This is a genomic window from Bartonella sp. MR110HLJHH, assembly GCF_042194225.1.
GTDB lineage: Bacteria > Pseudomonadota > Alphaproteobacteria > Rhizobiales > Rhizobiaceae > Bartonella > Bartonella grahamii.
Map to the genome: position 1 here is coordinate 25,890 of NZ_JBHIMQ010000002.1, position 13,445 is coordinate 39,334.

8 protein-coding genes are annotated in these 13,445 nt (G+C 38.6%); 3 read left to right on the forward strand and 5 right to left on the reverse strand.

The genetic code is table 11. The features are described 5' to 3' along the window. Nucleotides 1–210: 210 nt before the first annotated feature. The 3 genes from acs to ACFIKB_RS02055 all read right to left on the reverse strand — a co-directional run bounded on the left by acs (nt 211) and on the right by ACFIKB_RS02055 (nt 5,918). A complete protein-coding gene (gene acs, locus ACFIKB_RS02045; RefSeq protein WP_375652690.1) occupies nt 211–2,154 on the reverse strand; it encodes an acetate--CoA ligase in 1,944 nt (647 codons plus the stop codon). Nucleotides 2,155–3,892: 1,738 nt separating this feature from the next. Further along, nucleotides 3,893–4,186 (reverse strand): hypothetical protein, encoded by a 294-nt coding sequence (locus ACFIKB_RS02050; RefSeq protein WP_375652691.1) that lies wholly within the window; start codon nt 4,184–4,186, stop codon nt 3,893–3,895. Nucleotides 4,187–5,228: 1,042 nt separating this feature from the next. Then, nucleotides 5,229–5,918 (reverse strand): YggS family pyridoxal phosphate-dependent enzyme, encoded by a 690-nt coding sequence (locus ACFIKB_RS02055; RefSeq protein ID WP_375652692.1) that lies wholly within the window; start codon nt 5,916–5,918, stop codon nt 5,229–5,231. Between the two features lie 165 nt (nt 5,919–6,083). Between ACFIKB_RS02055 and leuS the strand changes: the two genes are divergently transcribed. Continuing rightward, nucleotides 6,084–8,744 (forward strand): leucine--tRNA ligase, encoded by a 2,661-nt coding sequence (gene leuS, locus ACFIKB_RS02060; protein ID WP_375652802.1) that lies wholly within the window; start codon nt 6,084–6,086, stop codon nt 8,742–8,744. Next, nucleotides 8,731–9,327: an LPS assembly lipoprotein LptE gene (gene lptE, locus ACFIKB_RS02065; protein WP_375635492.1), complete on the forward strand. Its 597-nt coding sequence runs from the start codon at nt 8,731–8,733 to the stop codon at nt 9,325–9,327. Before leuS ends, lptE begins: the two co-directional genes overlap by 14 nt. Here the strand turns inward: lptE and fsa are convergent. Together fsa and ACFIKB_RS02075 are read right to left on the reverse strand one after the other, a co-directional pair. Then, a complete protein-coding gene (gene fsa / locus ACFIKB_RS02070) occupies nt 9,324–9,977 on the reverse strand; it encodes a fructose-6-phosphate aldolase (protein ID WP_375620026.1) in 654 nt (217 codons plus the stop codon). The genes lptE and fsa overlap by 4 nt on opposite strands. 461 nt (nt 9,978–10,438) lie before the next feature. After that, nucleotides 10,439–10,591 carry a hypothetical protein gene (locus ACFIKB_RS02075; RefSeq protein WP_375652694.1) on the reverse strand — a complete coding sequence of 51 codons (153 nt, stop codon included), beginning with the start codon at nt 10,589–10,591 and terminating at the stop codon, nt 10,439–10,441. A 523-nt stretch (nt 10,592–11,114) separates the two neighbouring features. On the opposite strand from ACFIKB_RS02075, the gene ACFIKB_RS02080 reads away from it, so the two are divergent. Beyond that, nucleotides 11,115–13,322, forward strand: coding sequence for a primosomal protein N' (locus tag ACFIKB_RS02080; protein ID WP_375635495.1), 2,208 nt, complete (start codon nt 11,115–11,117; stop codon nt 13,320–13,322). Nucleotides 13,323–13,445: the final 123 nt, after the last annotated feature.

The window sequence follows — 13,445 nt, forward strand, 5'->3', positions numbered from 1 at the left end:
TATATTCCAATCTTAGCATCTTCCAACCGTGAAGTTTTTTCTTCTATTGTTTCTTATTTGTTATGAAGAAAGGCGTTTGTTGTTAGAGTTGTTGAGCTTCCCATGAATTGTTTTGTTTTTTTATTCTCATGGGTGGTTTTCGTAACAATGCTAGGATAATTTTAGCAGAAAAACAAAAACCACCGTATGTTGTGTTTCTTCGTGGTTTCTTTAATTTTGTCGGTTGGCAATAAGATCTTCAACAACTTGTGGTTCGGCAAGAGTTGAGATATCTCCGAGAGTATCAAAATCGTTTTCGGCGATTTTTCGTAAAATACGTCTCATAATTTTTCCTGATCGCGTTTTGGGAAGCTGTGGGGAAAATTGAATTTTATCCAATATGGCAATGGATCCTATTTCCTTTCTCACATGTTTAATAAGCTCTTCTTGTAACTCTTCATTTGGAGCCGTCCCTTCCATTAAGGTGATAAAACTATAAATTCCTTGTCCTTTAATGGGATGCGGGTAACCCACAATGGCTGCTTCTGATACAGCGGGATGAGAAACGAGGGCTGATTCAATTTCAGCAGTTCCTAACCTGTGCCCCGAGACATTGAGAATGTCATCAACCCGCCCTGTAATCCAGTAATAGCCGTCACTATCACGCCTACAACCATCGCCTGTAAAATATCTTCCTTTATAGGAGGAAAAATAAGTTTGAATAAAGCGCTCATGATCTTTATAAAGCGTGCGCATTTGTCCTGGCCATGAATCACTGATACAAAGATTGCCTTCTGCTTCACCTTCTAAAATATTGCCTTGAGCATCAACAATTTGGGGTTGAACACCAAAAAAAGGACGTGTGGCTGATCCTGCTTTGAGGGGGGTTGCACCAGGCAAGGGCGTGATCATATGCCCTCCTGTTTCTGTTTGCCACCATGTATCGAGAATCGGACAACGGTCATTTCCAACTGTATGATAAAACCATTCCCATGCTTCTGGGTTAATCGGTTCTCCTACCGTGCCTAAAAGACGCAACGATGTCCTGTTTGAGTGTTCAACAAACGAATTTCCTGCTCCCATTAAGGTGCGGATAGCTGTTGGTGCGGTATAGAGTGTATTGACTTGATGCTTGTCGACAATTTCCCAAAATCTTCCTTTATCAGGAAAGGTTGGTGTGCCTTCAAACATTAAAGTGGTCGCACCATTGCATAAAGGTCCATAAACCAAGTAAGAATGACCGGTAATCCAACCAATATCAGCTGTACACCAGTAAATTTCATCAGGGTGATAATCAAAAACGTATTGATGTGTCATTGCGGCATAAACGAGATAGCCCGCTGTAGTATGCAAAACACCTTTGGGTTTGCCGGTGGAGCCTGAAGTATAAAGAATAAAAAGCGGATCTTCAGCGTTCATTGGTTCTGGTGGGCAGTCTGTTTTGGCATGAGCTATCTCTTCGTGGTACCAAAAATCACGTCCCTCTATCCATTGAATGGGTCCACAAGTCCGCCGTATAACCATGACTTGGTCCACATGCACGTTTTGGCGCGCTGCTATCTCAATAGCATGATCAACATTGTCTTTTAAGTTGATCCGTTTGCTGCCACGCAAGCCTTGATCAGCGGTAATGATGAAGGTTGATTCGCAGTCAACAAGGCGTCCTGCTATTGCCTCAGCAGAAAAGCCAGCAAAGATAACCGAATGAACGGCACCAATGCGGGCACACGCGAGCATAGCATAGGCTGCTTCGGGAATCATGGGGAGATAAATGGTTACTTTATCGTCTTTTTTAATACCACGACTTTTCAAAAGATTAGCAAAACGACAAACATGTTCATAAAGCTCGTTATAGGTTATTTTTTTATCATGATAAGGATTATCTCCTTCCCAAATAAGCGCGATTTTTTCTCCATGGGTTTTCAGGTGGCGATCAATGCAGTTATAGGCAACATTTGTTATTCCATCTTCGTACCATTTTATTGATACATCTCCATTAAAGGAAGTGTTTTTTACTTTTGTATAAGGTTTAAACCATTCAATGCATTTTCCATGTTTTGCCCAGAAGCTTTCTGGATCATTGACGCTTTCTTGATACCATTGTTGATAGGTCTCCTCATTGATAAGCGCATTTTTTTTGATTTCTTCTGATATTGGATAAATTTTTTCAGTCATGTGTCCCTCTTTTAATTTATTGTTTGGAAAAATTTGCCTCTATACTTTCGTATGTTTATATTTTTGGCAGAGTTTTCCAAAAGCTTTTCATTGCGAGGTTAGACTAAATGACAAAGATTAGAATAGTCAATTTTTAAAATCATCTGTGTTTGTCTTTACGTTTATATTTTAAGAGAGCTTTTTTATGCTGTTTTAGGGGGTAACGTGTGACAAAGTATATCGTCATAAAGAGCTGTAAATTGTATAGAAATACAAAAAGATCGTATTGTTGTAGAGAGAGCTCTTTATGTGCCGATAAGAAATTAAATTTTAAAAACAAATTCATATAAAAGTTAAAAGGAGATGGGGATTCGTAGATTATCGGCATTATTTATAAAGTCATTTTCGAAGGGCGAATATTGCCACACTACAGATTTATTACTTCCATAAATGTAAAATACTGACACTTAGTGTTTTGCGTTATGCCATTCACTGATTGTACTAGGAAATGGTATTGGGAGCAAGGACAAATGTTTCTTCAAGATCCACTTAAGGCTAGGAACGCATTGAAAATCTAAAATTAATTCTTGCTTGTTTTTTAGGGAAAGGAAAAAATCAAGTTAACTATCTTTAAAGCAGTGTTATAAACATGCTGGGTAATTTATCGATTTGACTGTTTTTTAATTAATATAAACACAAATATATAAATAAGTTATTAGAAATAAAGAACATAATAACTGACTATAATGCCGTTATGATATTTTCTAAATGTAACAAAATTTTTTCTAAAAAAAATAAATATAGTAATAGATATAATTAATACGGCGAATAATTTCGCAATCACCTATTGTATTTGTATAAAATACAATATAAAAAATTATTATGTATAAATAATAATTTTAGTGTAATGCTTTTAATATTATATCTTTTAAATTATCAACTTTATATTTACAAAATACACCAAACAGAAATGAAACCAAAAAAATAAATAAGAAGAATAGTATCACTAATAGTCATAAGATCCATAAGATCCATTATAAGTACCTTCATAAAAGTTGCGATTGTAACATACAGCGTTGAATGCTATCTTAAATATACATATTTGTAAATATGTATCTATATAATATTAATATTTAAAAATATACATTATAAAATATTACTTATAATTTGATATAAACCAATATAGTTAAATAAAAGACTAATAAGAAAGAATATACAGCTTATTAATAATGATTTTTTAGAGAATCTTTCCAACTATAAGAAATAAAATTATAATAAAAAAGATATATTAAACCAAAAAAATGTTGCTATAAGCGATTCAATAATTTTATGAGTAAAATCTGTCATTATAAATCATAATTTCTCATTAATAGCACCATCGCTACTTTATTCAGTGTACTTGGAACTCATCCGATAAAGATTAATATAAACCAAAATATCTACATAAACTATCAGAAATAATGAACAGAATTACTGTATATAATGTTGTTTTTATAGATACTTTCCAACTGTAACCACCAATTTTTTTAAAACCAATAGCATATATAGGGATGAATACAATGAGAATGCAAAACAGTCTTATGATTTCATAAAGAATATTCATTATAACAAAATCCTGATTATAAGATGTGATTCACAATAGATATCTCCGAAAACTATTTTATCCACAGATGTAGATATTTAATTTTGGTATATTCTTTCGAATATATTTACAGAATTATTTATCTTCAGAGATATCTTTGTAGCTATTCTCTATAAATTAGAACCAACACTCACGACCTTTTTCTATAAAGCCCCAAGCAGCATCTCCTATGTATCCCAATGACAAAGCTCCCATTCCACCTGTAAATGCACCCACTGGTCCCCCAGTTATACCACCTTGAATTGCACCAACTACTCCTGCCGGAACTCCTACTTCGCTGCCACGTGCATTCATGTGAGACATAAAAGCACCAGGACTAAATGCATTTCCATGAGTAGGTCTTGAATTGTGCGAATGACCAAAAGAATGCTTTGTCGCCATATGACCGAATGTGTTGAATGAACCAAACATATTAATTATTCTTAATTATCTACAGTAAAAGTAGCATCACAATGATACATTTCAAATGGCTATCACGTATTTTTAGAGAAATGTCAAAGATAAACTTTAAAAATAACAATAAAAATACTGTATAAATAATATATAAATTATGTATATATGAATTTTTTTCTTAAAAAGATAATAATATTAATTATAAGTTTTTAAAATATAAGAAATGACACCATATTTTTTCTTAATTAAAGTTTAAATTTAGAAAAATTGCGTATATTAAAAGTTGAAGTTTTTCTCTTTGTTTAAGAAATCCACAAAGGAATAATGATAAAGAAATATCGTTATTGGGATCGGTTTCATTGCCATTGTTTTGCATGCATGTATTATGCGCATATGCACGGGATTCGTTCTTTTATTTTTCAGGCGGATATTGACTGTATTTACGCTTTGTAGAGCATAGAAAGTCTCTATGCTATCGTTGTGATCTTATAGGATTGCTATTCATGTTGTTTAGCGCGGCTCTTGGTGCTCTATTGAGCATTTGAGATGTTTATTTTGCTCAAGTGACTTACATGAAAGAGTTTTGTTACTGTATTATGCAGCCATAAGCCTCTTTTTGCCTGCTTTACGCCATTGGCATGTGGGGAAATTGTTTACGCGTGTTGGAGAAGTTAAGAGAATTCGTGGTTTTTAATGGAAATCATTGCGATAATCGTATTGAATATTCTTTTGCAATTGGTGATTTTGCGACAGTTTTTTCATTCATGCGCAACGCCCCTCTTATCATTTTGCCTTTATATAAGGATTTATTTTTTACGTTGCTATCTTGAAGCTATTGTATGTGTTGTGGATGTGCCGGTGAGAAATTTGAGAAGACCAGCTTTTTGCTTATTTTGCTAACAGGATGAAAGAGGGACTGGAATCTTTTTTGCTAGAATTGCTCTTTTATTGATATTGAAGGAAATATTTTTTCTCATTTCTGCTGTTTTTGGCTTGTTCGTAGAATTTTCAATGGGAGTTTATATGAAGGGGGAATGAATTTATATGAGAGGAAATTGCTTTACACAGGGCGTTTTCCAAATAAAGTAGAGCCAATGCGAAGGACGTTAGAGCCAAACTGTAGAGCGGTTTTGAAGTCACTGGACATACCCATGGAAAGCTTTGGAAGACCTGCTTGTTTTGCTAATTTTGCTAACAGTGCGAAATAGGGGCCGGGGTTTTCATTGACAGGGGGGATGCCCATAAGACCGATGATATCAAGTCCATAGTTGTTTTTGCATTGGTTGACAAAAGATGTCGCTTCTTGTGGTGCAACACCACTTTTTTGCGGTTCTAAGCCAATGTTAACCTGAACATAGCAAGGAAGATGCCTTTTTTGTTTTTGCATTTCTTCGGATAAAATTTTGGCTATTTTTTCACGATCAACCGTTTGAATGACATCAAAAATTTTGATAGCTTCGGCGGCTTTATTTGATTGTAAGGGACCGATGAGATGAAGTTTAATATTTTCAAATTGTTGACGTAAAGCAGGCCATTTTTGTGCTGCTTCTTGTACGCGGTTTTCTGCAAACAAAGATTGGCCTGCTTGTAAAAGGGGACGTATATCAGTGGCAGGAACAGTTTTTGAAACAGCGATAAGTTCAATTTCTTCTACAGGGCGTTGTAACTCTTGACATGTTTCAGCAATGTCTTTTTGAAGGTTTTGCCATGCTTCAATGGAAGGGGCATCGAGGGGCGTTTGTGTATTCATATTTTTGTGTTTTACCTTTTTTGTTCAAGAGTTGGTCGTTTTTTTAAAAGTTTTATAAAATACTTAGGGAAATATTTCACGAAAATGTTGACGATGAGGTTAATCCATGGTCAAGCATAATAAAACAAGTTTTTGGTTCTGTTTTATTAAAAGAGTATAATGGGAATGACGATTGAACATTATAATATAGGCGAACGCTATAATCCACGTGCGAGAGAAAAAAAATGGCAAGAAATTTGGGATGAAAAGAAAATTTTTCAGACTGTTCAAGAAGATGCTCGTGAAAAATATTATGTTTTAGAAATGTTTCCTTATCCGTCAGGCCGCATTCACATGGGGCATGTGCGCAATTATGCCATGGGGGATGTGGTGGCACGCTATAAAAGGGCAAAGGGTTTTAATGTGCTTCATCCTATGGGCTGGGATGCTTTTGGTATGCCGGCTGAAAATGCTGCTCTGCAAAGTAAAGTGCATCCTAAAACTTGGACCTATCAGAATATTGCTGTGATGCGCGGGCAATTAAAGCAATTAGGGCTCTCACTAGATTGGACGCGTGAATTTGCGACTTGTGATGTGGAATATTACCATCGTCAACAAATGTTGTTCCTTGATTTCTATCAAAAGGGGTTGGTTGCGCGTAAAGTGGCTAAGGTGAATTGGGATCCTGTTGACCACACCGTTTTGGCAAATGAGCAGGTTGTTGATGGGCGGGGATGGCGTTCTGGTGCGTTGGTGGAACAGCGTGAATTGACACAGTGGTTTTTCAAAATTAGCGACTTTAGTGAAGAGCTCTTGGCTGGGCTTGAAGAGCTGGAGCAGTGGCCTGAAAAAGTTCGCACTATGCAAAAAAATTGGATTGGAAAATCGCAAGGTTTACTGATTCGTTGGGCTTTAAAGGCAACAAGTGGTGTTGATGATGCAAGTGGTGTTGATGATGTTTGTGAGATGTTTAATGAGGTTGTTTGTTATTCAACACGTCCTGATACACTTTTTGGCGCCTCTTTTTTAGCTCTGTCTGTTGACCATCCCATTGCACAAGCTTTGGCAAAGAAAGATAAAGCGTTGAGTGCTTTTATCGAAAACTGTCGGTGTGGTGGAACGACAACGGCAGCACTTGAAACAGCTGAAAAACAAGGATTTCTTACGCCCCTTTTGGCAGTTCATCCTTTTGATTCAACAGTACATATTCCTGTTTATATCGCGAATTTTGTGCTTATGGATTATGGAACAGGGGTTGTTTTTGGTTGTCCGGCTCATGATCAGAGAGATTTCGATTTTGCGCGTAAATATGATCTTCCAATAAAACCAGTGGTTTTGCCAAAAGGAGAGCAAGCAGAAGATCTTGTCATTGCTGAAACAGCTTATACGGGTGATGGTGTGATGATCAATTCCAGCTTTTTGGATGGTTTGACACCTAAACAAGCTTTTGAAGAAGCAGCCAAAAGGCTTGAGAAACAAATGCTCAATGGGCAACCGCAAGGGAAAAAAACAGTGCAATTTCGTCTGCGTGATTGGGGGATTTCGCGGCAGCGTTATTGGGGGTGCCCCATTCCGATGATCCATTGTACATCTTGTGGAGTGATTCCTGTGCCGCGCACCGATTTACCGGTTGTGTTACCTGATGATGTTACTTTTGATCAACCTGGAAATCCTCTTGCACGGCATGGAACCTGGCAGAATGTTACTTGTCCTTCCTGTGGTCAACCTGCCAAACGTGAAACCGATACCATGGATACATTTGTTGACTCTTCTTGGTATTATGCACGCTTTACGGCCCCTTTTGCGCAGGAACCTGTCGACAAACAAGCAATCTCTGAATGGTTGCCTGTGCAACAATATATTGGTGGAATTGAGCATGCCATTTTGCATCTTCTTTATGCACGCTTTTTTATGCGTGCCATGAAATTGATCGGTCATGTGACTGTTGATGAGCCTTTTAAGGGGCTTTTTACCCAAGGTATGGTGGTTCATGAAACCTATCGGGATGATCAAGGGTGGGTTTCTCCAGCAGAAATTTCCATTGTTGAAAAGGATGGAAAACGACAGGCTTATAAATTGACTGATCAAAGTGAAGTGATGATTGGTTCGATTGAAAAAATGTCGAAATCCAAAAAGAATGTCGTTGATCCTGATGATATTATCGCATCCTATGGCGCTGATACTGTGCGTTGGTTTGTGTTGTCAGATTCTCCCCCTGATCGGGATGTCATCTGGACAGAATCTGGTGTTGAAGGAGCTCATCGCTTTGTACAGCGTGTTTGGCGTTGTGTAGCTTTGAGTGCTTCTGTTTTAAAGGATGTGGCGCCTTGTGCAGGGCATCAGGGGGCGGCTTTGGAACTCTCAAAGGCTGCACATCGTACGCTTTGCGCTGTAGAAGATGATTTGGAAAAATTTGCTTTTAATCGGGCTATTGCACGCCTTTATGAATTCTTGAATATTATGGCACCGTTGCTCAACAAAATAGCAAGTGTTGACGATGAAATGAAAGCTTCTTTACGTCAAGCCATGGATTTTTTTCTTGCCATGATTGCACCGATGATGCCTCATTTAGCAGAAGAATGTCATGCTGCTTTAGGGGGGAAAACTTTAATGTCTGCGCTTGCTTGGCCTGTTTATGACAGTGCGTTAACCGTTGCGGAATGCTATACTTTGCCAGTACAAATTAATGGTAAAAAACGCGGTGAGGTGAGCGTTGCAGCAACAGCAAATGAAACGATGATTAAAGAAGCGGTTTTGGCTTTAGATTTTGTAAAGGCACAGCTGGTTGAAAAGCCTGTGAAAAAAATCATTATTGTTCCACAAAGGATTGTAAATGTCGTTTTTTAAAAGTTTGATTCTTGTCGTTTTAGCTGGTGTATTCACACTGTTGTGTGGATGCAAAGTTGAACCGCTTTATCGTCAAGAGTTGCAGAGTGCAATGACAATGAATTCTGCTTCCTATAGGAATCCTGTTTCTGGGCAAGCTTCTTTGGGGCTTGCGCAAAAGCTTGCCTCTATTGTTGTGGAAGAGCCTTCGGATCGTTTTGGTCAAATGGTGCGCAATCATCTGCTGTTTCTTTTGTATGGAAATGGTGGTAAACCTTCTCTACCTGCTTATCGATTGGCATTGCAGATATCCGTATCTACAAGAGAATCTATGCAGATAGAGGTTGATTTCGAGAAAAAACGAAAAGGACGACCTTCTGTTGGAACTGTTATGAGCAGAGCTTCTTACACTTTGCAGGATATGAAAAATACTCTTGTTGCAAAAGGAACAGCAATGATGAATGCATCTTTTGACCGACTTCGTCAAGAATATGCAACGATGCAAGCAGAAGAAGATGCAAAAAAACGTGTTGCTGAAGAGTTGGCTGAACAGATTTTTTTGTTACTTTCAAAAGATCTTTCCAATAAAAATTCTAGATATTAAGCAATATTTTGTCCTGTTTTTTTCCAGTCGTTGAGAAATATTTGCAACCCTTTATCAGTGAGAGGGTGTTTGACCAGTGCTTTTAAGATTGCTGGTGGAACTGTTGCAACGTCAGCACCACTGAGTGCTGCTTCTTTGACATGATTAACGGTGCGGATTGAAGCGGCTAGGATTTGTGTTTCAAAGTTATAGTTATCATAAATTGTGCGAATTTCATGAAGCAGTTCACTTCCATCATTTCCGCAATCATCAAGTCTACCAATAAAAGGCGAAACAAATGTCGCGCCTGCTTTGGCTGCAAGTAAGGCTTGATTGGCAGAAAAGCAAAGTGTGAGATTTGTTTTTAGTCCTTCTTTTGTGAGGGCTTTACAGGCTTTTAATCCATCGAGTGTTAAAGGAAGCTTGATACAAATATTGTCGGCAATCTTTGCTAAAACAGCCGCTTCTTTCATGATGTTTTCAAATTCCGTTGCTGCAACTTCAGCAGAAACAGGCCCGCTAATGAGAGCACAAATTTCTTTTGTAACATCAAGAATATTGCGTCCTGATTTTAGGATAAGAGAGGGATTGGTGGTGACACCATCAACAAGGCTTAAATTCTGTAACTCTTGGATTTCTTCGATATTGGCGCTATCCACAAAAAATTTCATATCTAACCTCTTCTTTTTAGCTTTTATCCTATTTTTTGTTATGCGCTATTGTTGACTGCAAAAGCAAGAGAAAGAATTAATCTCTGTGTAAAGAACAAGAATGCTATGATGTTAACCATGTACTCGTTTTCAGTAAAGAAATATTACTTATTGTTTCTATACCTATTTTATATCGTTGCTCGTGATAAGGCATAGAGTTCATTGCGTACCAACATTTTTGCGTATTGGAATCTTTGCGTAGCGGTATTTTTATACTTATGAAAATAAGCTAGCATTATCACACACTTTGCTCATTTCCTATTTGCGATTGCTCTTGATATTTGAGAGTGCATCATAAGATACCTCCCTTTTTCAGGGGGTAGGTTTAACCTCATTTTTAATAGAAGCGAATGGATTTATTTTATCGTAAAACACCATTGAAGAAGGCATGTAAAATTTTACACATGAAGTGTTTTTTATGGTCAATACATTGATTTATTCTGTGTTACCCATTCTTCAACAGTACGCTTTTGTGCTGCTTGTATTGTTGCTTGATTCTCAATCAAGCTGAAAGATGTACGCACGTGTTTCCACGTTTTGGCACAAAGCCAAGGTGAATATTGTAACGGTTCCATTTGCAATATTATTCTCCCTGTAATTAAAATCATGGGAGACTCTCTCATCAATAAGGATTTACAAATGTTCCTCGATGGGTTTGAAATGAGAAAAATTCATCGTATTGAGGGTTTTTATTACAATAGGTAAAATGATGATTATATCTTTATAAATCAGTTTGTTGAAGATAAATTGAGATATAAGGTGGTAAAAAAATAAACGTGTGTGTTGGGAAGAAGTTACACTATGGGATAGCTTTGTTGAAGAGCGCACTTACAATATCATGTTGAATGCTTATAGTGATGAGCTTTATTTGCACAGAAGAATGGCGCTGGTTTTTTTGCTATAGAGTTTTTTGTTATAGAGGATGAGATTGGTTCTTTTATTGGCACTTTGGTGATGAAATGAATATTAAAAAGAATTTTTGTGAGAAAAGTGTTGTGATAGGGGGAGAGATTGAATCCCGCAATGAATTTTATAAGAGTGTTTAAAGATAAGGTGTAGACCTGTTGGTGCTCAAGAGGTCGTAGATTGGTTTAAAAGATGCATTCAAATGTGATAGAGGAAGAGATTGTATCCGTATTGGTTCCTCTTCCTGTTGCTCACGCTTATAGTTATAAAGTTCCATCTTCTATGGAGGTGAACGTTGGTTCCTTTGTTCGGGTTCCGGTGATGGGGCGTGAGCTTTGCGGTTTTGTTGTGGATGTCGGAGAGAAGACAGCAGATGGGCAAAGGTCTGGTTTGGTGGCGTGTGAAAAATTACGCTCTCTGCTTCATGTTTTTGATTGTCCCCCATTAAAGGCAGAAATGATCACATTTTTGCGTTTTGTCAGTCGCTATACAATGGCGCCTTTCGGTCTTGTGGCGCGATTGGTTTTGTCTGTACCGGCTGCTTTAGAGCCGGAAGCACAGATGTTGGGTTTGCGATATTGTGGTGGAAATGTAGAACGTCTCACACCAGCGCGATTACGGGTTTTGGAATTGGTGCGTAATGAGAAGATATGGACACGTTCTGGTCTTGCGCATGCGGCTGGAACTTCGGTTTCTGTTGTTGAAGGTTTAAAAGCGTTAGGGGTTTTTGAAGATGTTATAGTTCCTGCTCCTGATCTTGTGGCAATGCCTGATCCTGACTTTTGTCCCCCTCAGTTGCAGGGAGCGCAAAATGAAGCAGCAACAATGTTGCGAGAAGGTGTTTTATCTTCTCAGTTTCAAGTTTTTTTGCTTGATGGTGTTACGGGATCAGGAAAGACAGAGGTTTATTTTGAAGCGGTTGCTCAAGCCTTCAAAGGGGGCAAGCAGGTTTTAATTTTATTGCCGGAAATTGCTTTAACACAGCAGTTTTTAGATCGTTTTTATGCACGCTTTGGAGCTGCGGCAGCGGAATGGCATTCTGATTTGACGCCACGTCGTAGAGAACGTGTCTGGCGGCAAGTTGCAGAAGGGCGGGTGCGTGTCGTTGCGGGGGCTCGTTCAGCGCTTTTTCTTCCCTTTCATGAGCTTGGCTTGATTGTTGTCGATGAAGAACATGATAGCGCTTATAAACAAGAAGAGCGCATTTTTTACCATGCGCGTGATATGGCTGTTGCACGGGGTTCTTTTGAGCATTTTCCTGTTATTTTATCTTCAGCTACACCGTCGATTGAAAGCCAAGCCAATGTTTTAAAAGGGCGTTATCAAAAGGTGCATTTACCTTCCCGTTTTAAAGAAGTAGCACTTCCACAGTTGCGGGTGGTTGATATGCGCCAAGGAGGGGTGCAAAAGGGGCGCTTTATTTCCTTTGCTCTTGAAAGGGCTTTAAAACAAACGCTTGATAAGGGCGAACAAGCTCTTCTTTTTCTTAATCGTCGTGGTTATGCACCTTTAACTTTATGCCGAATTTGCGGACATCGTTTTCATTGTACTGATTGTTCAAGTTGGTTGGTCGAACATCGTGCGCAAGGGCAATTGAAATGTCATCATTGTGGATATCATGAACCACTTCCTCAAGCCTGTCCTGAATGCGGGACATTAGATCATCTCGTGGCTTGTGGACCGGGTGTGGAAAGAATTGCAGAAGAAACACAAATGCTTTTTCCTCAAGCGCGATCATTGATTCTTTCAACAGATCTCAAAGGAGGGATTGGGCAATTGCGAAGCGAATTACAAGCCATTGCAAATGGCGATGTGGACATTATTATTGGAACACAGTTGGTCGCTAAAGGACATCATTTTCCCAAGCTCTCTTTGGTTGGCGTTATTGATGCTGATCTTGGTCTTGCCAATGGCGATTTACGCGCAAGTGAACGTACCTACCAGCTGCTTTCTCAAGTTACCGGAAGAGCAGGGCGTGTGGGATTGGAAAGTTTAGGATTATTGCAAACTTATCAACCAGATCATCCGGTCATCAAAGCCTTACTTTCATGCCAGCCAGAAGATTTTTACACACGTGAGATTGCAGCGCGTCAGCATTATCATTTGCCTCCCTATGGGCGGCTTGCCTCTTTGATTGTATCTGCACAACAGCGCCAAGCAGCAGAACATTATGCGCGCGCATTGCGCCAAGCAGCGCCACGGGAGAAAAATATCTCGGTTATGGGACCAGCAGAAGCGCCTTTGGCTCTGGTTCGGGGGCGTTATCGTTTTCGGCTTTTGCTGCAAGGACAGCGCTCTTTTGATATACAAGGGTTTATACGTGCAATGCTTAGCGGTATACCCAAAATGCCCAGTTCCGTTCGGGTTCAAATTGATATTGATCCGCAAAGTTTTTTCTAAAACCAGTCTCGCATAAAGTGAAGGTCCCTTTAGCTTAAGGTGCTTTACTTTAATACTATCTATTCAGAATAAGCATCCAAGCAGCAGAATATGATACATGTGCATTGCATTAAGCAGAGCCAC